Raw genomic sequence first — 22,595 nt, 5'->3', positions numbered from 1 at the left:
CGCCTCAGTCCTCCCAGGGCCCGGTCACCGCGAACGTCGTCCCCGGCGTATAGCAGTTGACGTACATCGTCCGCTGATCCGGGGAGAACGTGACGCCCGCGAACTCCCCCCACTCGGGCTTCTCCGGGGTGCCGATGTTCTGCCGCCCGCGCGCCACCGGGTACACCGTGCCGCGCCGGGTGAGGCCGAACACGTACTGGGCCCCGTCCCCGTCCTCGCACACCATGAGGCCGCCGCCGGGGGCCAGGCAGATGTTGTCGGGGGACTCGCCGGGCAGCTGTATGTCGGTGTCCGGACCGAAGACGACCACGAGGGTCAGGCGGCGCGCGTCCGGGTCGTACCGCCACACCTGCCCGTAGTGGTCGGCGGCCGAACCGTCCGCGCTCCGCGCGAAGCTGGACACGAAGTAGACACAGGAGCCGCCCCAGTAGCAGCCCTCCAGCTTCTGCGCGTGGGTGATGCCGCGCGGCCCGAAGTCCTGGAAGCGGACGGGCGTCTGCCGGGCGAGCGGGTCGGGGACGTCCACCCACTCCACGTGATCGAAGCGGGTGCCCGTCTCCTGGACGGCGGACAGGTCCTTGACGTCCGGCAGGCGCAGCGCCTGGAGCCGTCCGCCGGCCCGCAGGGAGCCCCGCCCGCCGAGCGGCCTGGCGGGCCGGAAGCGGTAGAAGAGGCCGAACGGTTTGTCGAAGGCGTCCTCGGTCTCGTAGACCGTGCCGTTGCGGGGATCGATCGCGACGGCCTCGTGCTGGAAGCGGCCCAGGGCGGTCAGCGGCACGGCGCCGGTGCGGCGCGGATCGTACGGATCGACCTCGAAGACGAAGCCGTGGTCCTTGGTGTACCCGTCCTGACCCGCCCGCAGCTCGGTCTCCTCGCAGGTGAGCCAGGTGTGCCAAGGGGTGGGCCCGCCCGCGCAGTTGGTGGAGGTGCCCGCGATGGCGACGCGCTCGGAGAGCACGCGCTGGTGCCGGTCCAGCTCCAGCGCCGTACAGCCGCCTTCGCCCGCCGGGTCGTAGGTCAGGCCGTCGACGGCGGGGACGGGGGCCCGGGACTTGCGCCGGTTCTCGTGGTTGCGTACGAGGTGCACGCGGCCGTGCCGTCCGGGGAAGGCCGCCATGCCGTCGTGGTTGCCCGGTATCCGGCCCTCGCCCGAGGGCAGTGGGGCGCCCTCGCGGGACAGCACCCGGTACCGGAAACCCTTGGGCAGGTCGAGCAGCCCGGCCGGGTCCGGGACCAGGGGGCCGAAGCCGTGGCGGCCCGCGCCGTGCGCGGCGGCGGTGCCGGTGAAGAGTTCCGTGACGCTGCCGGCGAAGGCGATCGAGACGCCCACTGCACCGGTTCTTGCCAGGACCTGACGACGTGTCGCGGACATGGGCAACTCCCTGCTGGCGGACAGGTGGTGTCGACCCGCATGTGTGTACCACGCACGTCGGCCGCCGGGAACCGGCCGCGCGCGGGCCGGAATCCGGCCCGCCGCCGCTGTGCTGCCCCGAGGACGCGCTCTACGCCTCCGTCAGCGGCTTGGCGTCCCGGGCCAGCGCCGTGAGCCGGGAGATGGCGCGGAAGTACTTCTTCCGGTAGCCGCCCTTGAGCATGTCGTCACTGAAGAGCGCGTCGAACGGCTTGCCCGCGGCCACCACCGGCACCTCGCGGTCGTAGAGGCGGTCCGCGAGGACGACCAGCCGCAGCGCGGTGGACTGGTCCGGCACCGCCTGTACGTCGGTCAGGCAGACGGCCGTGATGTCGTCGCACATCGCCCCGTACCGGCTCGGGTGCACCTTCGACAGGTGCTCCAGCAGGGCGGGGAAGTCGTCGAGCGAGGCGCCGGGCGTCCGGTGCGCGACCCGGGCGACGGTCGCGTCGTCGAACGGCGGCGGGGCCTCGGGCAGGCCGCGGTGCCGGTAGTCCTCGCCGTCGATGCGCAGCGTCCGGAAGTGGGCGCTCAGGCCCTGGATCTCGCGCAGGAAGTCCGCCGCGGCGAAGCGGCCCTCACCGAGCTTGCCGGGCAGCGTGTTGGAGGTCGCGGCGAGCGCCACGCCCGCCTCCACGAGCTTGCTCAGCAGGCTGGAGACGAGGACGGTGTCGCCGGGGTCGTCCAGCTCGAACTCGTCGATGCACAGCAGGCGGTGGCCGCTGAGCGTCTGCACGGTCTGCTGGAAACCGAGGGCACCGACCAGGTTCGTCAGCTCCACGAAGGTGCCGAACGCCTTGCGCGCGGGGTCGGCCGGGGTCGCGTGCCAGAGGGAGGCCAGCAGGTGCGTCTTGCCGACGCCGTAGCCGCCGTCCAGGTAGACGCCGCGCGGACCCGAGGGGGCCGCGGCCTTCTTGGGGCTCCGGCCGAACCAGCGCCGCTTGCCGCCGGACGCGTCCGTACCGCCGCCGATGCCCGCGGCGAAGTCGCTCAGGGTCTGTACGGCCGCGGCCTGGCTGGGCTGGTTCGGGTCCGGGATGTACGTCTCGAAGCGCGCGCTCTGGAACCGCGGCGGCGGCACCATCTCCGCCACCAGGCGGTCGGCCGGGACCTGCGGCGCGCGCTCGGTGAGCGCGACAGGGGCGGTTCCGGCCCCCTCGGCCGGCTGCCCGGCTATGGGGGAGGACTGGGGCGACGAGGGCTGCGAAGACGACACAGCCGTCCAGCCTAGCCGCTGTGCGGGAGGACTCGGCCGGGTGAGCGAGGCATGTCACACTGCCGCCTATGCGACGCCTGTTTCCCATTCCCGCCCCGTACGTACGGTCCGCCGATTTCCCGGACACCGCCGGCACCGAGAATTCCGCCGCGCCCGCGTCCGCCCCGGGAACATCACCGGAAGGCAATACCGGAACCGTACCGGGGACCGGGGAGGTTTCCGGTGCCGCCGATTCCGGTACGGCGGATTCCGGCGCCGCCGATTTCACCGACCGCCGGTGGAGCCTGGACGAACTGGCCGACCTCTACGCGTATCCCCGTACCGATGACGGCGCGGGCTGGCTGCGCGCGAACATGGTCTCCTCGCTGGACGGCGCGGCCCACCACGAAGGCCGCTCGCAGCCGCTCTCCAGCGACGCGGACATGCGGATCTTCGGCGTGCTGCGCGGGCTGGCGGACGCGGTGGTCGTCGGCGCCGAGACGGTGCGCAAGGAGGGGTACCGGCCCGCGCGCGCCCGCGAGGCGTTCGCCGCGCGCCGCGCCGCGGCCGGGCAGGCCCCCGCCCCCGCCATCGCCGTGGTCACGGCGAGCCTGGACCTGGACTTCTCCCGGCCGCTGTTCACCGAGCCGCTGGTGCCGACGGTGATCGTGACCGGTTCCGGGGCCGACGAGGCCCGGGTACGGGCCGCGCGCGACGCCGGGGCCGAGGTGGTCTTCGCAGGTGAAGGGGGAGCCGTCGATCCGTCGCGGGTGGTCGGCGCGCTCGCCGCGCGGGGGCTGGTCCGGCTGCTGACGGAGGGCGGGCCGCGTCTGTTGGGTCAGTTCGCCGGAAGCGGGGCACTCGACGAGTTGTGCCTCTCGCTGGCACCGCTGGTGGTCGCCGGTGACGCGTCGCGCATCATGAACGCGCCGGTGACGACCGTTCCGGAAACGTTCGTACTCGCGTCCGTACTGGAGGAGGCCGGTTTCCTGTTCACCCGTTACCGTCGGTCCTGAACAAAGGGCGGAATTGCTCGTTCCGCTTAGCTTCCGCTGGGCACACTAAAGGCCAAGGCCCCGTGTGGCGACGGGGCAGGATGGTTTCTGTCGGTTTCGCTCCGCGGACCGCGAGAGAAGAGAAGAAGGGCGCCCGCCGTGTTCACGAGTGTATTGATGATCGAGAAGTCGCTGACGCCCGCCGACGTGGAGTTCGTCACCACGCTGCACGGCGACGACCAGGTCTCCTTCGTCGTCCTCATGCAGCCGCGCGGCAAGCAGGACCGCCTGCTCAGGGCCATCGACGATGTGGCGCTGGGCGAATTCGAGGACGCCGTGCGCGAAGGCGACGAGCCGGAGGGCGCCCGGGCGGAGCCGCCCGCCGAGCGCGCCCTGTCCCACACCCTGGGCGCCCTGCGGGCGGCCGGCGCCGAGGCCGTCGGGCAGATCGTCGAGGACCACCCCCTGGAACTGCTGCGGTCGGTCGTCGACGAGACCGGCGCCGACGAGGTGATCGTGCTGACCGCCCCGCACTACGTCGAGGAGTTCTTCCACCGCGACTGGGCCTCGCGCGCCCGCCACAAGGTCGGCGTGCCCGTACTCAAACTGTTCTCGCACGCGGCCGACGACCCCGCCCAGGAGGTGGCGCAGAACCCGTCCCAGGGCCCCGTCACCGGTGGGGGAGGGGACTCCGCCGGGAGCTGAGCCGCCCGTCCCGTACGTCCGCGACCGCGTCCACCGCCTCCAGGTGGGCGCGGTCGTGCGTGACCAGCACCGTCGCGGTGCCGCGGCGGTGCGTCAGCGTGGTGAGCAGGTCCAGGACCGCGGCGCCGCGCTCGTGGTCCAGGGCGCTGGTCGGCTCGTCCACCAGCAGGACGGCCGGCTCGTTCATCAGCGCGCGGGCGATGTTGACCCGCTGCCGCTGGCCGCCGGAGAGCTGGTGCGGGCGGCGCCCCGCCTGGCCGGCCAGCCCCACCGCGTCGAGCAGCTCCAGCGCCCGCTCCCGCGCCTCCCGCACGGGCCTGCCGTCCAGGTGCGCCATGACCTGCACCTGCTCCACGGCGGTGAGGGACGGCAGCAGATTGGGCTGCTGGAAGACCATGCCGACCCGGGTACGGCGCAGCGCGGTCAGCTCGGCCCGGCTCATCCCCGCCGTGTCCGTACCGTCGATCACGACCCGGCCGCGGTCCGGGGCGATCAGGGTCGCGGCCACCGCGAGCAGGCTGGACTTGCCGGACCCGGAGGGGCCGATAACGGCGGTCACGCTCCCGGCGGGCACGGTCAGGCTCACGTCGTCCAGGGCGGTCAGGCGGGCGGCGCCGTCCGGGTAGGTGAGGGTGACGCCGGTCAGGGCGAGGCCGGCGGACGGCCGGATTCCGGCCTGGGGGACAGATGCGTTCATGGTGTCCGTCGCTGGGTCGTCGGGGCCGGACGGAGGTGCGTCCGGTCATTCGATGGGGGGTGTTCCGGTCCGCCGGGCGGAACGGAACGGGAGTTTCCGGGAGCGGAATCCGCAATACGGAGCGGTGTACCGACCGCGGGGGAATTGCTGCCGGAACAGACCGGCGGGATGTGCCGAAAGGCGGAGATGGTCTCACTGCGACTGGCCTTACCGAAGGCGGTCCCCGGATATCGGCCGTGCCGGAATTCGCCGGGTCCGCCCGGGGAATGTCCGGGCGCTCCGTCCGGGAAAGCACCGCGCGTGCCGGCCGGAAAGGCGGCGGGCTCATCGCGCGCTGCCCAGCGCGGTCAGCGGGTCGACGGCGGTGATGCGGCGGATCGACAGTGCGGCGCCGACGGCCCCCAGCGCGATCATGATCAGGGCCGGGACCAGCACGGTGGCCGGGTCCAGCACGAACGGTACGGCGCCGCCGACCGCCGCGCCGACCCCCGCCGCGACCGCGGTGCCCACGCCCGTACCGGCCACGAGCAGGACCACCGCCTGCCCCAGCGCGTCGCGCAGCAGATACCGGGTGGAGGCACCGAGCGCCTTGAGCACGGCCACGTCGCCGCTGCGCTGGATCGTCCAGACCGTGAAGAACGCGCCGATCACCAGCGCCGAGATCGCGAAGAGGAAACCGCGCATCAACTGGAGCGAGCCGTTCTCGGCGGTGTACGAGCCGATGGCGCGCAGCGCTTCGCCGGTGGTGACCGTACGGGTACCCAGCTGCCGGTCGGCGTCGCCCAGACCGGCGTCCGAGGAGGTGGAGAGGGCGACCACGGTGGCCGAGGCGGCCTCGCCGCCGGAGGCCCGGGAGGCGCCGCCGTGCCCGGAACTCCCGGCCGCCCCCGCCCAGTCGTCCAGCGACGTCCAGACCACCGGCGTGTGGCTGAACATCGCCTCGCCCGCCACCGCCGCGACCGTCAGCGCGCGCCCGTTCAGCGCGAGCCGGTCACCGGCCCGTACGCCCAGCTTGTCCGCGGCCTTCGCGGACAGGACGGCCGCACCGTCCGCGACCCGCCCGGCGCCGGGCGCCAGGCGCGAGCCGGGCCGTACCCCGAAGGCGGACAGGGCCGCGGTGCGCTGCCCGTCACCGTCGCCCGCCGCGGCCTTGACCGTGCCGATCCCCAGCGGCTCCGCCGACGTGACGCCCGGCACCCGCGCCCACGCCTCCCAGGACCGCCGCTCGACGCGGGAGTCCGCGAAGGACACGTCGCGGCCGTCCGCCGGGGCGGCGAAGGCGAGGCGGTCGGCGGGCAGCGAGGTGATCGCCGAGGTGTTCTCCCGGCCCAGGCCCGCCGTCAGGCCGGACAGCAGCCCCACCAGCACCGTGATCAGCACGATGACGGTGCCCATCAGGGCGAACCGGCCCTTGGCGAATCTCAGGTCTCTCCAGGCGACGAACACGGGGCCCGGCCATCCTTCCGTCCGGCGCCGGGCCCGCTGCCCGGCGGCTCGCCCCCACCGTCGCCGCTGCCGGGGCCGCCGCGCATCGCGCCGCGGAGTGGTTCCCCGTCATCGAAAGGCGAGGTCGGCGCTCCACCTTTTGATTGATGCCGGTACGGGTTCCGGCGCCTAGCCTGGAGGGGCCGTGACTCCGCACTCCCTGACCCCAGCCCTGCGGGTGCTGCGCAGCTGCCTGCACCTGATGGTGGCCGCACTGCTGGCGCTCGCCGCCGTACGGGCCGTGGCCGACCACAGCGCGAACGCCCCGGCCGTCGTCGGCGCGGCCGTCCTGCTGCTCGCCGTGTACGCCGTCGGCCCCACGCTGCCCCCGGTCCGTACCTCCACGGCCGCCGCCGCGCTCTGGCTCGCCGCCGTCATGGCGGTGTGGGCCGTCCTGCTCGTCCTCACGCCGCTCGGCGTCTGGCCGGCCTTCCCGCTCTTCTTCGTGCAGCTCCACCTGCTGCCACTGCGCTGGGCGCTCCCGGCGGTCCTGGTCACCACCCTCGTCGCGGTCGCGGGATTCGGCCGGCACACCCACACGCTCACCGTCGGCACGGTCATCGGCCCCGTACTGGGCGCTGCGGTCGCGGTCGCCGTCGTCCTCGGCTACCAGGCCCTGTACCGGGAGAGCGAGCAGCGCCGCCGCCTCATCGAGGAGCTGACCGCGGCCCGCAGCGACCTGGCGGCCGCCGAGCACGCCGCCGGGGTGCTCGCCGAGCGCGAGCGGCTGGCCCGCGAAATCCACGACACCCTCGCGCAGGGCCTGTCCAGCATCCAGCTGCTGCTGCGTGCCGCGGAACGAGCCGTTCCGTCCGGGCCGGACACCGCCACCGCGCTCGGCCACATCCAGCAGGCCCGGCAGGCCGCCGTCGACAACCTCGCCGAGGCCCGCCGTTTCGTACGGGCCCTGAGCCCGCCCGACCTGGAGGCCGGGTCGCTGCCCGCCGCACTGGAGCGACTGTGCGCCACCACCGCCCGCTCCTCCGGCCTGGCCGTGCACTGCCAGGTCTCCGGGGCCCCCGTCGAACTGCCCGCCCCGCACGAAGTCGCGCTGCTGCGCATCGCCCAGTCCGCGCTGGCCAACACCGTCCAGCACGCGGGCGCCGCCCGTGCCGAGCTGACCCTCTCCTACATGGACACCGAAGTCGCCCTCGACGTGGTGGACGACGGTACGGGCTTCGCACCCGACCAGGTGCCGGGGCCGGGCTCCGGCACCGCCGCGGGCACCGGCTTCGGGCTCGCCGCGATGCGCGCTCGCGCCCGCGCGCTGCGCGGCACGCTGGCCGTGGAGTCCGCGCCGGGCGAGGGGACGGCGGTCGCCGTCACGCTGCCGTATCCGGAGCCGACGGGCGTGGCCGCCGAGGGCCCCGTAACCCGCCACCCCGACCCCGACCCCGCCCCCGAGCCCCTCCCCGAGCCCGATTCCCCTACCGGACAGGCCACCGCGTGAGCCACCTCCCCGACCCCGCCACCCGCCCCGATCCCATCCGTCTCCTCCTCGCCGACGACCACCCGGTCGTACGGGCCGGGCTGCGTGCCGTCCTGGAGACCGAGCCGGGCTTCGAGGTCGTCGCCGACGTGCCCACGGCCGAGGAGGCCGTCGAGCGGGCCGCCCGGCCGGACGTCGACGTGGTCCTGATGGACCTCCAGTTCGGCGGCCGGATGCTGGGCTCGCAGGCCACCGCAGCCATCACCGCCCGCGCGGGCGCCCCGCACGTGCTGGTCCTGACCACGTACGACACCGACGCGGACATCCTCGCCGCCATCGAGGCCGGCGCCACCGGCTACCTCCTCAAGGACGCGCCGCCCGAGGAACTCGCCGCCGCCGTCCGCGCCGCGGCGGCCGGCAAGTCCGCCCTCGCACCGACCATCGCGCTGCGCCTGATGGACCGGATGCGGGCGCCCGCAGCGGCCCTGTCCCGCCGGGAGACCGAGGTGCTCCAGCTCGTCGCCGACGGCCTGTCCAACTCCGCGATCAGCAAACGGCTCTTCCTCAGCCAGGCCACGGTCAAGTCCCACCTGGTGCACATCTACGCCAAGCTGGGCGTCGACTCCCGTACGGCGGCGGTCGCGGCGGCCACCGCGCGCGGGCTGATCCGGCGCTGACCCCGCGCCCCGGCCCGCCCGGCACCGACTGTCGGTGCCGGGTGCGAGAATCGTGCGCGTACGGATCACAGAGATCACGGATCACAGACCGCAGAGACCGCGGATCACAGAGACCGACGAGCAGGAGACTGACGCATGGCACCGTCCCCGGGCATCCCCGACGCGATGGACCGACCGCACTTCATCGGCATCGGCGGCGCCGGGATGTCCGGCATTGCGAAGATCCTCACCCAGCGCGGCGCCCAGGTCGCGGGCAGTGACGCCAAGGAGTCGGCGACCGCCCGCGCCCTGCGCGACCTCGGCGCCACGGTGCACATCGGCCACGCCGCCGACCACCTCGCCGAGGACGCCACCAGCGTCGTCGTCTCCTCCGCCATCCGCGACGACAACCCGGAGCTGGCCGCGGCCCGCGAGCGCGGCATCCCCGTCGTGCACCGCTCCGACGCGCTCGCCTCCCTCATGGACGGCCTGCGCCCGATCGCCGTGGCCGGCACCCACGGCAAGACGACCACCACCTCCATGCTGGCCGTCTCCCTCGCCTCGCTGGGCCTGTCCCCGTCGTACGCGATCGGCGGCGACCTGGACGCCCCCGGTTCCAACGCCGAGCACGGCAGCGGCGAGATCTTTGTCGCCGAGGCGGACGAGAGCGACCGCAGCTTCCACAAGTACGCCCCCGAGGTCGCCATCGTCCTCAACGTGGAGCTGGACCACCACGCCAACTACGCCTCCATGGACGAGATCTACGAGTCCTTCGAGACGTTCGCCGCCCGCATCCGCCCCGGCGGCACCCTCGTCGTCTCCGCCGACCACCCCGGCGCCCGGGAGCTGACCTCCCGCCTCGCCGGCCGCCTCGACATCGGGATCGTCACCTACGGCGAGGCCGAGGACGCCGACGTACGCGTCCTCAAGATCAACCAGCGCGGGCTGACCAGCGAGGTCACCGTCGCCCTCGCCAACGGCAAGATCCTCACCTTCACCGTCTCGGTCCCCGGCCGGCACTACGCGCTCAACGCCGTCGCCGCCCTCGCCGCCGGCACCGCGCTCGGCCTCCCGCCGCACAACCTGGCCTCCGCGCTCGGCACGTACAAGGGCGTCAAGCGCCGCCTCCAGCTCCAGGGCGAGGCCGCCGGCGTCCAGGTCATCGACTCCTACGCCCACCACCCCACCGAGATGACCGCCGACCTGGAGGCCATCCGCGGCGCCGCCGCCGGCTCCCGCGTCCTGGTCGTCTTCCAGCCGCACCTCTTCTCCCGCACCCAGGAGCTGGGCAAGGAGATGGGCGAGGCCCTCGCCCTCGCCGACGCCTCCGTGGTCCTGGACATCTACCCGGCCCGCGAGGACCCGATCCCCGGCATCACCAGCGCCCTGATCATCGACGCGGCCCAGGCCGCCGGCGCCCGGGTGACCGCCGAGCCGGACAAGACCGCCGTCCCCGAGGTCGTCGCAGGAATGGCGCGGCCCGGCGACCTTGTTCTCACCATGGGCGCGGGCGACGTGACCGAACTGGGCCCGCAGATCCTCGCGCGCCTGCAGAGCTGACCCGAGGGAGAGGGACCGTATGCCGTACGAGATCGACAAGCCGGACGAGCAGTGGCGCGCCGAGCTGACCCCGCAGGAGTACCAGGTCCTGCGCCAGGGCGGCACGGAGCCCGCCTTCGTCGGCGAATACACCGACACCAAGACCGCGGGCGTCTACTCCTGCCGCGCCTGCGGCGCCGAACTGTTCCGCTCCGAGACCAAGTTCGAGAGCCACTGCGGCTGGCCGTCCTTCTACGACCCCAAGGACACCGACGCCGTCGAGCTCCTGGAGGACCGCTCCCACGGCATGGTCCGCACAGAGGTCCGCTGCGCCCGCTGCGGCTCCCACCTCGGCCACGTCTTCGAGGGCGAGGGCTACCCCACCCCGACCGACCAGCGGTACTGCATCAACTCGATCTCGGTGCGGCTGAGGCCGGACGGGGGCTGAGGCCGGGGCCGCCGGGTCCGGCGCCGAGCCGGTCCGGCGGCCGTACGCGGCGTGGCGCCCCGCGGCCCCGTCAGAACTGCGGCGCCCGAGCCACCGCCGGCAGAATCTGCACCTGCTGCCCCGGGGCGGCCTTGCGGCGGCGCCATTCGCGCGGGTAGCCGAGCGAGACCTCGATGTGCGGGATGCCGTCCACCTCGATGGTGCGCGGGATGTGCAGATGGCCGTAGACGACGGAGGCGGCGCGGAAGCGGCGGGGCCAGTCGGCGGTGGCCTGGGTGCCGCACCACAGGGCGAATTCCGGGTGCCACAGCGGCTCGGTGGGTTCGCGGACGATCGGCCAGTGGTTGACCAGTACGGTGGGCAGGTCTTCGGGGATCTCGGCGAGCCGGGCCTCGGTGGCCGCGACGCGGGCCCGGCACCATGCCTCCCTGGTCGGGTACGGGTCCGGGTGGAGGAAGAACTCGTCCGTGCAGACCACCCCGGCCTGCTCGGCTACGGCCAGCGCCGCTTCCTTGGTGTGGGTGCCGGGCGGGCGGAAGGTGTAGTCGTACAGCGCGAAGAGCGGGGCGATCACGGCCGGGCCGCCCTCGCCCTCCCAGACCGGGTAGGGGTCCTCGGGCGTCAGCACGCCCAACTCCCGGCACATCGCCACCAGGTGCTCGTAGCGCTGGACGCCGCGCAGCTGTACGGGGTCGTTGGACGGCGTCCACAGTTCGTGGTTGCCGGGCACCCAGATCACCTTGGCGAAGCGTTGGCTGAGCACGGTCAGCGCCCAGCGGATGTCCTCGACGTACTCACCGACGTCCCCGGCCACCAGCAGCCAGTCGGCGTCCGAGGCGGGCCGCAGCCGGTCGACGATGGCGCGGTTCTCCTCGTAGCGGATGTGCAGGTCACTGATGGCCATCAGCCGGCCGGGCGCCGCCCCGTCCCGGTCGGCCTCGGCGGTGCGGTCTCCTTCGGAGCATGGGGTCTGCATCCCCTGACGGTAGGACAGGAGAGGGGGGTGGGGACATGCAGGGGGGTGGGCTGTTGGACACATCGGGCCTGCGGAGGCGGTGGTGAGGCCGCTCGGCGTAGCGGGAATGGCCGGTCCCAGGGCCGTCCGCCGGGGCGCGGGAATGTCCGGTCGCAGGTCTGTCCGCTGGGGCGCGGGAATGTTCGGTCCCAGGTCTGTCCGCTGGGGCGTGGTGGCGGCCCGTTAGGCGGTCCGCCGGGGCGCGGTGGTGCGCCGTCAGGCGGTCGCCGGAGGCGGGTCTCAGGGCCGCCCGGGCCCGCCGGGGGCTCAGATCCGCCCCGGCCCACCGGCCGTAAGGTCGCCGCCGCTTCGGATGCGGGTGGCCAGCCACAGGTCGAAGCGGTCGTCGGGGTCGTCGAGCCGGCGGCCCGTCAAGTCCATGGCCTTGTCGAGGCGGTTGCGTACGGTGTGCCGGTGCACGCCGAGGCGGCGGCTGGTGGCGTCCCATGCGCCGCCGGTCTCCAGCCAGGCGGCGAGCGTCGTCAGCAACTCCTCGCCGTGGTCGGCGAGATCGAGTGGGCCGAGGACGGCGTCGGCGTATCCGTGCAGCGTGCGGCGGTCGCCGAGGTCCAGCAGCAGTCGGCTGGCCGCGCTCTGCCGGGCCTCCTCGGGCACCCCGCTCGCCCGGCTGACGCCCAGCAGCCCGGCCGCCTGGCGCAGGGAGACCCGTACGGTGTCCGGCGGGGCGAGCGGGCCGATGCCCGCGGGGCAGTGTGGCGCGAACCGGCCGAGTACGTCCCGTACGTCCAGGCCCGCGCCCACCACGGCCTCGATGAGCCCGCTCTCCGCGACGCGGACCAGGCCGCCGGGGACGGCCAGGGCCAGGTCGGCGGCGATGTCGTGCGGACCGCTGTCCGCCGGGCCCGCGGCCGGGGGTTCGACGACCACGCCGCGCACCCGGTCGTCGTGCAGGCCGGCGGCGGCGAGGATGCCGTGGGCGCGCCCCGCCGGGCCTTCTTCGTCGGACAGCAGCTCCGCCAGTAGCGCAGACCTGCGGCGGCGCTCCGGCTCGTCCATAAGGTGGCGGCGCTCCAGCTCCAGAGAGAGCAGGGAGACCAGGCCGGGCACCACAGCGCGCGCTGCCGCGTCCGGGGAGCCTGCGAGCAGCAGCAGGCCGCGCAGCCGCCGGGCGCCGAGCGGCTGCACCTCAAGCTGGCGGCCACCAGCCGTACTGGACGCGCTGCCGCGCAGGCCGCGGGCGGCGACCCGTTCCACGAGGTCCCGCGCGGCCGGTGGCGGGGCAGGCTGCCCGCCGCCCGTGGCGAGCAGCCGCCCGAGCGGGTCGAGCACCGTGGCGCCGACTCCGGTGGCGGCGGTCCACTCCTCCAGCATCGGTTGCAGACCGCTGTCCGTCGCCGCCGCGGTGAGCCGCCGCTGTGTGGCGAACGCGCGCTGGAGCACCGCGCGCTGTTCGTCGGCGCGCGCGTCGAACACCGCCTTGGTGACGGCGATGAACGGCACCTCGTCGGGCACCGTCAGCAGCGGCAGACCCGCTTCGCGCGCGGCGTCGACCAGTGGTGCGGGGGCTTTCTGGTACGGGAGTCCGCGGCCCAGCCCTAGCGCCAGGCAGGCCGCCCCGCCCTCGGTCACGTCCTGTACGTACGCCCGGCAGGCCGCCGGTTCCATCGGCAGCACCAGGCCGATCGTCATCAGCAGCTCGCCGCCCTGCAGCCACTTGCCTGGATACAGCAGGTCGGAGACGGTCGCGGCCTCGACCGTACGGTCCAGCTGCCCGGCCGGGACGTCGTAGGTGACGGACAGGTTCAGTTCCGGCCGGGCGAGGAGGTCGGCGATACGCAGGGGCATGGACACAGTGTCCATCAGGTGAAGCCGCGATGGACGGTCGGGATACAGGGGCGGCTGCCCTGTTTGCGGGGTGACGCATCCCGGTACCCGCTGTCCCAGGACGTATCACCTCCCATTTGGCACGTTTTTGCCCGGTTGTGACCGGGGATGCGAAAAGAAGACCGCAGAGGGAACATCCCTTCCCACGCAAGACGAACGCAAAGGATGAACGGCCATGCAGGTGGCGTTTCTCGTAGCACCCGAAGGCATCGAGCAGGTCGAGCTGACCGAACCGTGGCAGGCGGTGATCGACGCGGGCGGCACCCCGAAGCTGGTCTCCACCGAGTCCGGCCGTGTGCAGGCGTTCAACCACCTGGACAAGGCCGACACCTTCCCCGTCGACCGGACCGTGGACCAGGCGCAGGTCGGCGACTTCGACGGGCTGGTGCTGCCCGGCGGCGTCGCCAACCCGGACGCGCTGCGGATGGACGAGAAGGCCGTGGCGTTCGTCCGCGGCTTCTTCGACGCGGGCAAGCCGGTCGCGGCCATCTGCCACGCGCCGTGGACGCTGATCGAGGCGGACGTGGTCCGCGACCGTACGCTGACGTCCTGGCCGAGCCTGCAGACGGACATCCGCAACGCCGGGGGCACCTGGGTGGACGAGCAGGTCAAGGTCTGCACCGGCGGTCCGAACACGCTGATCACCAGCCGTAAGCCGGACGACCTGAAGGCGTTCTGCGAGACCTTCGTCGCGGAGTTCCAGCGCTGATCCCCCGTCCGGGGCGCGTCACTCCTCCTTCAGCACCGCGGCCGACTCGGGCGGCAGCCTCAGGGCGCCGTCCGGGTCGGCCGCCATCGCGTCCGCATCCGGCCATGCCGCCAGCACCCGCCCTCGGGTCCCGGGCACCTCGGCCGTGCCCTCCCCGGCCAGACGCACCACCACCCGCACCGCCCCGCGCCGCACGCACAGCCAGCGGGCCTCCTCGTCGTACGTGACCTCGGTCCGTGTCATGTCCGGGTCGGTCAGCTCGGAGTGGGCGGCGCGTACCGCCAGCAGGGCGCGGTACCAAGCCAGCAGGGCGGCGTGCGGCTCGCGCTCCGGCTCCGACCAGTCCAGGCAGGAACGGTCCCGCGTCGCCGGATCCTGCGGGTCCGGGATTTCCGACGCCCGCCAGCCGTGCGCGGCGAACTCGCGGCGGCGCCCGTCGCGTACCGCCTCGGCCAGCTCCGGGTCCGTGTGGTCGGTGAAGAACTGCCACGGCGTACGGGCCGCCCACTCCTCGCCCATGAACAGCATCGGCGTGAACGGGGCGCACAGCACCAGCGCGGCGCCGCAGGCGACCAGACCGGGGGAGAGGCCGGCGGCCTGCCGGTCGCCGAGCGCCCGGTTGCCGATCTGGTCGTGCGTCTGGGCGTAGGCCAGCAGGCGGTGGGCGTCGGTGGCGCGCCGGTCCAGCGGGCTGCCGTGCCGCCGGCCGCGGAAGCTGGAGTACGTACCGTCGTGGAAGAAGCCGCCGGTCAGCGTCTTGGCGAGGGCGGCGAGCGGCGCACGCGCGAAGTCGGCGTAATAGCCCTGGGACTCGCCGGTCAGCGCCGTGTGCAGGCTGTGGTGGAAGTCGTCGTTCCACTGCGCGTGCAGACCGTAACCGCCGCCGGAGCGCGGCGCGAGGACGCGCGGGTCGTTGAGGTCCGACTCGGCGATCAGGAAGAGCGGGCGGCGCAGGTGTGTGGCGAGCGCGTCGACCGCGCCGGACAGGTCGGCGAGGAAATGGCGGGCCCGGGTGTCGTGCAGGGCGTGTACGGCGTCGAGCCGCAGCCCGTCGAGCCGGTAGTCCCGCAGCCAGGCGAGTGCGCTCCCGATGAAGTACGCGCGCACCTCGTCCGACCCGGGCGCGTCGAGGTTGACCGCGGCGCCCCACGGGGTGTGGTGGGTCTCCGTGAAGTACGGCCCGAAAGCGGGCAGATGATTGCCGGACGGGCCCAGGTGATTGTGGACGACATCCAGGACGACGCCCAGACCGTGCCCGTGCGCGGCGTCCACGAGGCGCTTGAGGCCGTCCGGACCGCCGTACGGTTCGTGGACCGCCCAGGGCGCGACGCCCTCGTACCCCCAGCCGTGCGTCCCGGGGAACGGGCACACCGGCATCAGCGCCAGGTGGGTGATGCCCAGGCCGGCGAGGTGGGGCAGATGCTCGACGGCCGCGTCGAAGGTGCCGGCGCCGGTGAACGTGCCCACGTGCATCTCGTACAGCACCGCCCCCGGCAGGGGCCGCCCGGTCCACGGGTGCCGCCAGGCGAATCGATCGTGCTCGACGACCGCGCTCGGCCCGTCCGGCCCTTCGGGCTGCCGGGCCGAGCGCGGGTCGGGCAGGAGCGGCCCGTCGTCGAGGCGGAAGCCGTAGCGGTCGCCGTGGCGGGCCGGTACGTCGGCCCGCCACCAGCCCGGACGCCCGGGGTCGCGCTCCATGGGGACGTGCTCGGCGGACACGGCCCCGGTGGGGACGTATCCGGTCGCCACGGCGTGTCCCGTGGTCAGCGCGCCGTTCGCGGCGCGGTCGCCCGCCGTGCCGCTGCCGCCTTCCTCTTCCGTCGCGCCGTCCGCGCGCCCGTGGGGCGATACGAAATGCAGCGCGACCCGTTCGGCGTCCGGTGCCCACACCTCGAAGAGCACGGCTGTCCTCCTTCGTCCGGCGCACGGACGAAGAAAGCCCCGTCCGGCCTCAGATGAAGCATGCCCGCTCCTGCGTCATCGGGTAGCCCGCCCTGGCGAAAGCCGCCGCCATCGGGACGTTCGGCTGGTCCGTTTCGGCGAGGATCGTCCGGGCGCCCTCGGCCGCGAGGTGGCGGGTGCAGTCGACGAGCAGGTCGTAGCCGTACCCCCGGCCGCGGTGCTCCGGCACGAGGCCGATGAACCCGATGACCGGCGCCTGGTGGTTACGGGCCGGTACGTGCAGCCCGACGACCTCGCCTCCCCGCCCCGGATCGGCGGTCCAGGCGACCCGCCACCAGTCGCGGGGCGACGGGCACCAGTTGAAGAAGTCCAGCTCCTCCCGGGCGGCCTGCTCCACACCGCCCTCGGCGATCGCCTTCCGGGCGTGGGCGTCCAGCGAGCCGGTCTCGACGCGCCGCAGAACGTCCAGGATCACACCGTCGTCCGGCTCCGGCCGGAACACCAGCCGGCCCGGCGGCTCGGGCAGGCCGCAGGCGGGCGTCCAGGTGTAGCGGAACCGCTCGACGAGCGGTGTGAGCCCGGCCGCGGCGGCCGCGTCCATCCGGGCGTGCGCGGCGTCCCGTACGGCCTCCTGGTCGCGCCAGCCCGGCGGCAGCAGCAGTATGTACTCGGAGCGCAGGGGTGCGGTGCGCAGCAGCCTGGCCGCGGCGTCCGACTCGCCCGGCGCGAAGTCGAACCAGTCCAGGGCGGCCGGGCGGGTGTCGTCCGGCCCGGCCCACCAGGCGGCGCGCGCCACGACGACGCCGCCGCGCAGCGCGACCCAGGTCCACTCGGGGCGGTACAGGCCGCCCTGGGCGAGGGTCGCGTAGCGACGCCCGAAGGGCGAGTGGCCGACGAGACCGGCGGTGGGGTCGTCCAGTGTGTGGAAGAGATGCGCGTCGCTCTCGCTGAGCGCGCGGAAGACCAACTCGGCCATGATGTCCTCTCGGAAGGCAAGGATCGCGCTCCCGATCGGCTGAGATCAGCCCAGGACGGCCCGGCGGACGGGACGGGAGCGTGCATACAGGTGCGTCGACACGGCTCTCGCCTCCTTTCCTTCTCGCGGGCCGATGGTGACCGTAGCCGGAGGACGGGCGGGGCACCAGGGATTTACGGCGGGACCGCCACCGGCCGCGGCCGCCCCGCGCACCGGCCTCCGCGGCTGGACACCGGCCCGCGGGCGCCGGACAATCACCCGCATGACATCGCTGGAGTTCCCGGCCCGACCGGCGCGCCCGTCGGAAGCCGACCGGGAACGCGCCTTGGAACTGCTGCGCGAGGGCGCGGCGCAAGGCAGGCTGTCCCACGACACCTTCCTGCGGCGGCTGGAACTGGTGCTCGGCGCCCGCCAGCATGCCGAACTCGTCGCCGCCACCGCCGATCTGGCCTCCCGCGGCCGGGTCGAGGGCGCCGTACTGCGCGCGGTGGGCAAGGCGTCGGCGTTCAACATCATGATCCGCCGGGCCTGGCGCCGCGAACGGCTGCCGAAACTCCTCCTGCCCGCCCCCGGCCCTTTCCCCCTCCTCATAGGCCGGGCCCCCGGCTCCGGCCTGCGCCTCAACCACGACACCGTCTCCCGCTCCCACGCCGAACTGCGCAACGCCGACGGCGCCTGGCTCCTGCGCGACCTCGGCTCCACCAACGGCACCTGCGTCAACGGGCGCCGGGTGGTGGGGGAGGTGGGGGTGCAGCCGGGGGACCACGTCGCCTTCGGGAGCGTGGGGTACGTCCTTACGCAGGGTTAGGCGGCCCGGACTTACGTAGGCGGCCCGGACCCGGCCGGAGGGTCAGGACACCGGTGCGACGGACTTCTTGGCCATCTCGTAGGCCGGGAGCATTTCCTTGTGCTCGGTGTTGTCGAACCCGCCGAGATGGACGACGGCCGCGCCCTTCGGCGTCACCACCGCGAATGCCCGTTCCTGCTGGGGCTCGTCCCTCAGGGGGCTCTTCGTCGTGTAGGAGACTTCCGCCGCGGGCAGTTCGCCGGCCTTGGTGTCGCTGAATTCCTTCTTGAGGACCCTCGGCTGCTCGCCGGTGAATTCCTCCAGCACCTCGCGCGGCGACTTCTTCGTCGGGTCCGTGGCCCACACACGGATGAATCCGATATTGCCCGCCGGTTTGGCGTCGATCTCGCAGGCACCCCTGGCCGACTTGTGGCCCATGAACTCGCCCAGCAGCTTCCCGTCTTCGGGCTTGAGGCCCTTGGGCTGCCACATCTTCGCCACGTCGAACGACACCGGCAGTTCGCAGAGGCTGCCGGCGGGCCCGACCCGGGTGCCCTTCTTCCACGCGTCGGGCGAGCCGGCCGCCGCCTTCTCGTCCTTCTTCCCGTCGTCCTTCTTCGCCGCCTGAGCCGAGGCCGCGGCCGAAGCGGAGGGTGAAGTGTTCTCGGCGGCGTCACCGCCCTTTTCGGGAGTGGCCGAGCAGCCGGCGAGCACACCGATGGTGAGCACGGCGGACACCGCGCCCCACTTGTACTTACCCATACCGTCTTTCCGTCATAAAAAGGTCTACAGGCGCAGTAACTTAACCCGGCGGACGCGGGGTGCCAAACCGTTATTCATGCCCGGAAGTTCCCGCCCTACTGGTGATCCACTACGGGCCCGCGCGAGGCGCCCCCGAGGCGGGCCGGGGCCGCGTTTCGTCCGGCCGGACGACGGACCGGCGGCGGACGGGCCGGATGCTGGTGACGGCCGTTCGCGCAACGCGTCCGAAGGCCCCGTACGCCATTGAGCCGTGAGGAAAGGTCCGTCATGAGTACGCGCGCCCCGCGCCCCGCCACCGTCCCCGCCGACCGCCTGGCCCACCCCCGCGTCCGGCAGGCGCTGCGCACCACACGACTGCTCGTCGGCTGCTACGCGGCCCTCAGCGTCCTCACCCTGGGTGCCGTCGTGCTGCTGCGCGACCACCCCGGTACGGTCACCGACGCCGTGTGGGTCCGCACGGTCATCGTCGTCGTCACGTCCCTGCTCATGGTCGCCTTCGCCGCCCGCACGGCCCGTGGCCACGGCCGGTCCTACCTCCGGCTGCGGGTGGCCTCGGCCGTCATGGTCGCGGTGATCGCGGCCGTCGTGGTGCTGCCCGGAGCGTTTCCGGCGTGGCTGAAGATCGAACAGGGGGCATGCGGGGTGCTGCTGGCCGGCGTTGTCCTGTTCGCCAACGGTGCGCGGGTACGGGCGGTGTTCGCCGGCCGCTGAGGCAGGCTCGTACGCCCGTCCCGTACGCCCGCCCCTGCCCCTCAGTGCTGATGCAGCCCTCTCCCCGCCAGCGTCAGGAACGTCTCACCGACCGCTTCCGACAGCGTCGGATGCGCGTGGATGTGCTGCGCCACATCGGACGGTTCGGCGTCCCAGGCGACGATCAGCTGGCTCTCCGCGATCATCTCCGAGACGTGCGGGCCGACCAGGTGCACGCCGAGTACGGTCCCGGTGGCCTCGCCGCCCGCGCCGTCCGCCGCCGCGACGACCTTCACGATGCCGCCCTGTCCGTGCACCATGCCCTTGGCGACCGCCGTCAGCGGCATGGTGTTGACCCGCACCTCCAGGCCGCGGGCGCGTGCCTCCGCCTCGGTCAGGCCGACCGATGCGGTCTGCGGCGAGGAGTACGTCACGCGCGGCACGGCCGCGTGGTCCACCGGCCGGGACGGCACGCCGGCCAGCGTCTCGGCGACCAGCAGACCCTCCGCGAACGAGGCGTGCGCCAGGCCGGGTGAGGGCGGCGGCAGCAGGTCGCCCACCACGTGGATGCCGGGTACGGCGGTCTCCAGGCGGGACCAGTCGGCGGGCGGCACGAAACCGCGCTCGTCGGTGGTGAGTCCGGCCGCGGCGAGGTCCAGGCCGTCGGTCACCGGCACCCGGCCGACCGCGACCAGCAGGCGTTCGGCCTCGACGGTCTCCTCGCCGCCGCGGGTGCGTACGGTGGCCCTTACACCGGACCCCGTCACCTCGGCCCCGGTCAGCGTCGAGTCCGTACGGACCGTGATCCCGCGCTTCTTCAGGCCGCGCGCCAAGTGGCGGCTCACGTCCTCGTCCTCCAGGGGCAGCAGTCGTCCGGCGGCCTCGACGAGGGTCACCCGGGCGCCCATCGACCGGTGGAAGGACGCGTACTCGACGCCGATCGCGCCGCCGCCCAGCACCAGGACCGAGTCCGGCAGACCGGGCGCGAACAGGGCGTCGTCGCTGGTGACGACGGTGCGGCCGTCCGGTACGAGGCCGGGCAGCAGGCGCGGGCGGGAGCCGGTGGCGAGCACGATGCCGCGCCGCGCGGTGAACTCCCCGCCGTCCGGCGCCTCGACGTACACGGAGCGCGGGCCGGTCAGGCGCGCGCTCCCGCGCACCACACGCACCCCGGCACGTTCCAAGTGCCCCTCCACGCCCCGGTGGTTGCGCGTCACGATGTCGTCCCGGGTGGCGGTCAGCGCGCCCCAGTCGACGCTGTCGAGCGTGGCCTTCACGCCCCAGCGCTCGCGCGCCTCGGCGATGCCGTCCACCAGTTCCGCCGCGTGCAGCATCGCCTTGCTCGGGATGCAGCCGCGGTGCAGACAGGTCCCGCCGACGAGGTCCCGTTCGGCGAGGACCACCCGCAGTCCGAGGGAGGCGGCCCGCAGGGCCGTGCTGTAGCCGCCCGTGCCGCCGCCGATGACCACCACGTCGGTCTCGCCGCCGCGCGCGGCCCCCGTTCCCGTGCCACCGCTGTTCATGTCGCTCATGCGGCCAGCCTCCGCCCCCGCCCGCCCATGAGTCCAAGGCAATGTTTCCATGGGGGCGATGAGCATCGTTCATGGGGAGAACGGGGGGCCGTATGAGTCTGCGGCAGATGGAGTACCTGGTCACCGTGGTCGCGGAAGGCTCCTTCACACGCGCTGCCGAGCTCCTGCACGTGACCCAGTCGGCGCTGTCCCACCAGATCAAGGCCCTCGAACGGGAGGTCGGCGGTCCGCTGCTGGAGCGGATGAAGCGCGGCGTCCGGCTGACACCCATGGGCCGCGCCTACCTCCCGCACGCCGAACTCGCCGTACGCAGCGCCGAACAGGCCCGCCGCGCCGCGCTGGCGTCGGGCGCGGCCCGGAGCGGCGAACTGCACATCGCGACGGTGCACGCGCACGCCATCGGCGTGCTCCCGGCGGTCTGTGTGCGCTGGGGGCGTGAGTACGGCGGCGTGCGCCTCGTCCTGCACGAATACGCCACCACCGACGAGCTGTACGAGCACATGGAACGCGGCGTCGCCGACGTGGCGGTCGGGCCCCGGCCACCGAAGTGGCCGGGGCCGGTCACGGTCGTGGGGGAGGAGCGGATGGTGCTGGTCCTGCCGCCCGGCGACCCGCTCGGCGGCCGTACCGCCGTACGCATCGAGGAGGTGGCCGACCGCCCTTGGGTGCGCTGCGCGCTGGAACCGGTCGTGGCGGGCCGGCGGTGGCTGGACGTGGAGTGCGAACGGGCCGGCTTCACGCCCCGTACGGCCGTCCGCACCCAGCACACCTCGACGGCGGTCCGCATGGCGGCGGCCGGCGTCGGCGTCCTCCTGACCGCCGCCCACGAACTGACCGGCCTGGACTGCACCGCCGTCCCCACCGACCCGCCGTGGCGCCGGGAGATCACCGTCTTCTCCCGGGTGCCGCCCACCGGCGCGGCCGAGCACTTCGTCGACCTCCTCCGGGAGGCTCAGCAGTACGGCTGCTGATGCGTGAGCGAAGCCGCCACCCACATCCATACGCCGAAGAGCCGGTACAGGTCGGTCAGCGCCCCGCGCGCCCGTACGGTCCGGCCGTCGACCGAGGTCACGCCCGGTATCCCCAGCAGCGTCGCGGCCACCGAGGCCGACTGCCAGCGGACGGTCAGGGCGCACGGGTCCGGCGGCGGCTCGGGGGCCCGGAGCGGCGTCGCGAGGGCGGCGGCGACCGTCTCTTCGATCGCCCGGCGGGCTACCGCGTCCGGGAGCAGCTCGGCGGCGAAACGGTCGTGCGCCTGCTTCACGGCGACGGTGGCGATCGCGTCGTCCCACTCCTTCGTCTCGGCGCAGGCACCGTCGTCACCGGTCAGGGCCACCACGGGCACCCCGAGGGCCGCCGCGGCGGCCTGCGCCAGGCCGATTTCGCCCACGGGGCGGCCGTCCAGCCAGATGTCCTCGATCTCGTGGCCCATGAAGCTGTGGCTCAGCACGCCGAGCGTGCCCGCCCGCGCGTGGTAGCCGACGCAGACCACGGCGTCGTGCCCCGGCGTGAGCCCTTCGAGCATGCCCATCTGCTTGGGCTTGCCGCGGATGAGCCGGGCCGCCGGGTGCAGGGCCTCGGGCAGCAGGTTGCGCATGGGCCCGTGGGCGTCGTTGACGACGATGTCCGTGGCACCGGCCGCGACGGCGCCACGGACGGCGGCGTTGACGTCCTCCGCCATCATCAGCCGCCCGCGCTCGTAGTCCCGCCCGCCCGGCTGGACGTCGTCGGCGTCGACGAGCCCCGTGACGCCCTCCATGTCCGCGCTGATGTAGATACGCACCGTACGTACTCCTCAGACTCGACCACTGGGCAGA

The 22,595-nt window shown here is 73.6% G+C and carries 21 protein-coding genes; 10 read left to right on the top strand and 11 right to left on the bottom strand.

From position 1 onward, the window contains the following. Window positions 1-4 precede the first annotated feature (4 nt). Both ADK86_RS27190 and zapE read right to left on the bottom strand, forming a co-directional pair. Complete coding sequence (locus ADK86_RS27190) at window positions 5-1,372, bottom strand: alkaline phosphatase PhoX (protein ID WP_053698979.1); 1,368 nt, start codon at window positions 1,370-1,372, stop codon at window positions 5-7. Between the two features lie 130 nt (window positions 1,373-1,502). Then, window positions 1,503-2,588: a cell division protein ZapE gene (gene zapE, locus ADK86_RS27185; RefSeq protein ID WP_053698996.1), complete on the bottom strand. Its 1,086-nt coding sequence runs from the start codon at window positions 2,586-2,588 to the stop codon at window positions 1,503-1,505. Between the two features lie 107 nt (window positions 2,589-2,695). Between zapE and ADK86_RS27180 the strand changes: the two genes are divergently transcribed. Together ADK86_RS27180 and ADK86_RS27175 are read left to right on the top strand one after the other, a co-directional pair. Next, complete coding sequence (locus tag ADK86_RS27180; protein ID WP_063789098.1) at window positions 2,696-3,622, top strand: pyrimidine reductase family protein; 927 nt, start codon at window positions 2,696-2,698, stop codon at window positions 3,620-3,622. Window positions 3,623-3,778: 156 nt separating this feature from the next. Next, the gene (locus ADK86_RS27175) at window positions 3,779-4,306 is read left to right on the top strand and encodes a hypothetical protein (RefSeq protein WP_053698978.1); all 528 of its coding nucleotides are present in this window, start codon (window positions 3,779-3,781) and stop codon (window positions 4,304-4,306) included. On the opposite strand, the gene ADK86_RS27170 is transcribed toward ADK86_RS27175, so the two are convergent. Together ADK86_RS27170 and ADK86_RS27165 are read right to left on the bottom strand one after the other, a co-directional pair. Further along, window positions 4,272-5,003 (bottom strand): ABC transporter ATP-binding protein, encoded by a 732-nt coding sequence (locus ADK86_RS27170; RefSeq protein WP_053698977.1) that lies wholly within the window; start codon window positions 5,001-5,003, stop codon window positions 4,272-4,274. The genes ADK86_RS27175 and ADK86_RS27170 overlap by 35 nt on opposite strands. Window positions 5,004-5,327: 324 nt before the next feature. Beyond that, window positions 5,328-6,449: an ABC transporter permease gene (locus tag ADK86_RS27165; RefSeq protein WP_053698976.1), complete on the bottom strand. Its 1,122-nt coding sequence runs from the start codon at window positions 6,447-6,449 to the stop codon at window positions 5,328-5,330. Window positions 6,450-6,690: 241 nt separating this feature from the next. On the opposite strand from ADK86_RS27165, the gene ADK86_RS27160 reads away from it, so the two are divergent. The 4 genes from ADK86_RS27160 to msrB all read left to right on the top strand — a co-directional run bounded on the left by ADK86_RS27160 (window position 6,691) and on the right by msrB (window position 10,560). Continuing rightward, entirely contained in the window at window positions 6,691-7,938 is a 1,248-nt protein-coding gene (locus tag ADK86_RS27160) for a histidine kinase (RefSeq protein WP_078952297.1), read from the top strand. Then, window positions 7,935-8,594: a response regulator transcription factor gene (locus tag ADK86_RS27155; RefSeq protein ID WP_053698975.1), complete on the top strand. Its 660-nt coding sequence runs from the start codon at window positions 7,935-7,937 to the stop codon at window positions 8,592-8,594. Before ADK86_RS27160 ends, ADK86_RS27155 begins: the two co-directional genes overlap by 4 nt. A 135-nt stretch (window positions 8,595-8,729) precedes the next feature. Next, window positions 8,730-10,133, top strand: coding sequence for a UDP-N-acetylmuramate--L-alanine ligase (murC, locus tag ADK86_RS27150; protein ID WP_053698974.1), 1,404 nt, complete (start codon window positions 8,730-8,732; stop codon window positions 10,131-10,133). Between the two features lie 19 nt (window positions 10,134-10,152). After that, a complete protein-coding gene (msrB, locus tag ADK86_RS27145; RefSeq protein WP_053698973.1) occupies window positions 10,153-10,560 on the top strand; it encodes a peptide-methionine (R)-S-oxide reductase MsrB in 408 nt (135 codons plus the stop codon). Window positions 10,561-10,630: 70 nt separating this feature from the next. Here msrB and ADK86_RS27140 read toward each other — a convergent pair whose 3' ends face one another. Both ADK86_RS27140 and ADK86_RS27135 read right to left on the bottom strand, forming a co-directional pair. Next, on the bottom strand, window positions 10,631-11,536 hold the full coding sequence (locus ADK86_RS27140) for a metallophosphoesterase family protein (RefSeq protein ID WP_053698972.1): 906 nt from the start codon (window positions 11,534-11,536) through the stop codon (window positions 10,631-10,633). A gap of 306 nt (window positions 11,537-11,842) precedes the next feature. Beyond that, window positions 11,843-13,381, bottom strand: a complete 1,539-nt coding sequence (locus tag ADK86_RS27135; RefSeq protein WP_053698971.1) for a PucR family transcriptional regulator — start codon at window positions 13,379-13,381, stop codon at window positions 11,843-11,845. Window positions 13,382-13,595: 214 nt separating this feature from the next. On the opposite strand from ADK86_RS27135, the gene ADK86_RS27130 reads away from it, so the two are divergent. Continuing rightward, complete coding sequence (locus ADK86_RS27130) at window positions 13,596-14,129, top strand: type 1 glutamine amidotransferase domain-containing protein (RefSeq protein WP_053698970.1); 534 nt, start codon at window positions 13,596-13,598, stop codon at window positions 14,127-14,129. A gap of 18 nt (window positions 14,130-14,147) precedes the next feature. Here the strand turns inward: ADK86_RS27130 and treZ are convergent, their stop codons facing one another. Together treZ and ADK86_RS27120 are read right to left on the bottom strand one after the other, a co-directional pair. Continuing rightward, window positions 14,148-16,031, bottom strand: coding sequence for a malto-oligosyltrehalose trehalohydrolase (treZ, locus tag ADK86_RS27125; protein ID WP_107088570.1), 1,884 nt, complete (start codon window positions 16,029-16,031; stop codon window positions 14,148-14,150). Window positions 16,032-16,080: 49 nt separating this feature from the next. Then, window positions 16,081-17,007 (bottom strand): GNAT family N-acetyltransferase, encoded by a 927-nt coding sequence (locus ADK86_RS27120; protein ID WP_053698969.1) that lies wholly within the window; start codon window positions 17,005-17,007, stop codon window positions 16,081-16,083. Between the two features lie 262 nt (window positions 17,008-17,269). On the opposite strand from ADK86_RS27120, the gene ADK86_RS27115 reads away from it, so the two are divergent. Further along, window positions 17,270-17,815: a DUF1707 and FHA domain-containing protein gene (locus tag ADK86_RS27115; protein WP_053698968.1), complete on the top strand. Its 546-nt coding sequence runs from the start codon at window positions 17,270-17,272 to the stop codon at window positions 17,813-17,815. Window positions 17,816-17,857: 42 nt separating this feature from the next. Here ADK86_RS27115 and ADK86_RS27110 read toward each other — a convergent pair whose 3' ends face one another. After that, window positions 17,858-18,556 carry a lipoprotein gene (locus ADK86_RS27110; protein WP_053698967.1) on the bottom strand — a complete coding sequence of 233 codons (699 nt, stop codon included), beginning with the start codon at window positions 18,554-18,556 and terminating at the stop codon, window positions 17,858-17,860. 267 nt (window positions 18,557-18,823) lie between these two features. Between ADK86_RS27110 and ADK86_RS27105 the strand changes: the two genes are divergently transcribed. Beyond that, window positions 18,824-19,267, top strand: a complete 444-nt coding sequence (locus tag ADK86_RS27105; protein ID WP_053698966.1) for a hypothetical protein — start codon at window positions 18,824-18,826, stop codon at window positions 19,265-19,267. 41 nt (window positions 19,268-19,308) lie between these two features. On the opposite strand, the gene lpdA is transcribed toward ADK86_RS27105, so the two are convergent. Next, entirely contained in the window at window positions 19,309-20,778 is a 1,470-nt protein-coding gene (gene lpdA / locus ADK86_RS27100) for a dihydrolipoyl dehydrogenase (protein WP_053698965.1), read from the bottom strand. A 92-nt stretch (window positions 20,779-20,870) separates the two neighbouring features. Between lpdA and ADK86_RS27095 the strand changes: the two genes are divergently transcribed. After that, window positions 20,871-21,749 carry a LysR family transcriptional regulator gene (locus tag ADK86_RS27095; RefSeq protein ID WP_053698964.1) on the top strand — a complete coding sequence of 293 codons (879 nt, stop codon included), beginning with the start codon at window positions 20,871-20,873 and terminating at the stop codon, window positions 21,747-21,749. On the opposite strand, the gene ADK86_RS27090 is transcribed toward ADK86_RS27095, so the two are convergent. After that, on the bottom strand, window positions 21,731-22,561 hold the full coding sequence (locus ADK86_RS27090; protein WP_053698963.1) for a M55 family metallopeptidase: 831 nt from the start codon (window positions 22,559-22,561) through the stop codon (window positions 21,731-21,733). The two genes, ADK86_RS27095 and ADK86_RS27090, sit on opposite strands and share 19 nt — an antisense overlap. Window positions 22,562-22,595: the final 34 nt, after the last annotated feature.

The sequence above is a fragment of the Streptomyces sp. NRRL F-5755 genome (genome assembly GCF_001279365.1).
GTDB classification, from domain to species: Bacteria; Actinomycetota; Actinomycetes; order Streptomycetales; family Streptomycetaceae; genus Streptomyces; species Streptomyces rimosus.
The sequence above is the reverse complement of the archived record's forward strand: the minus strand, read 5'-3'. Positions and strand labels throughout refer to the sequence as shown.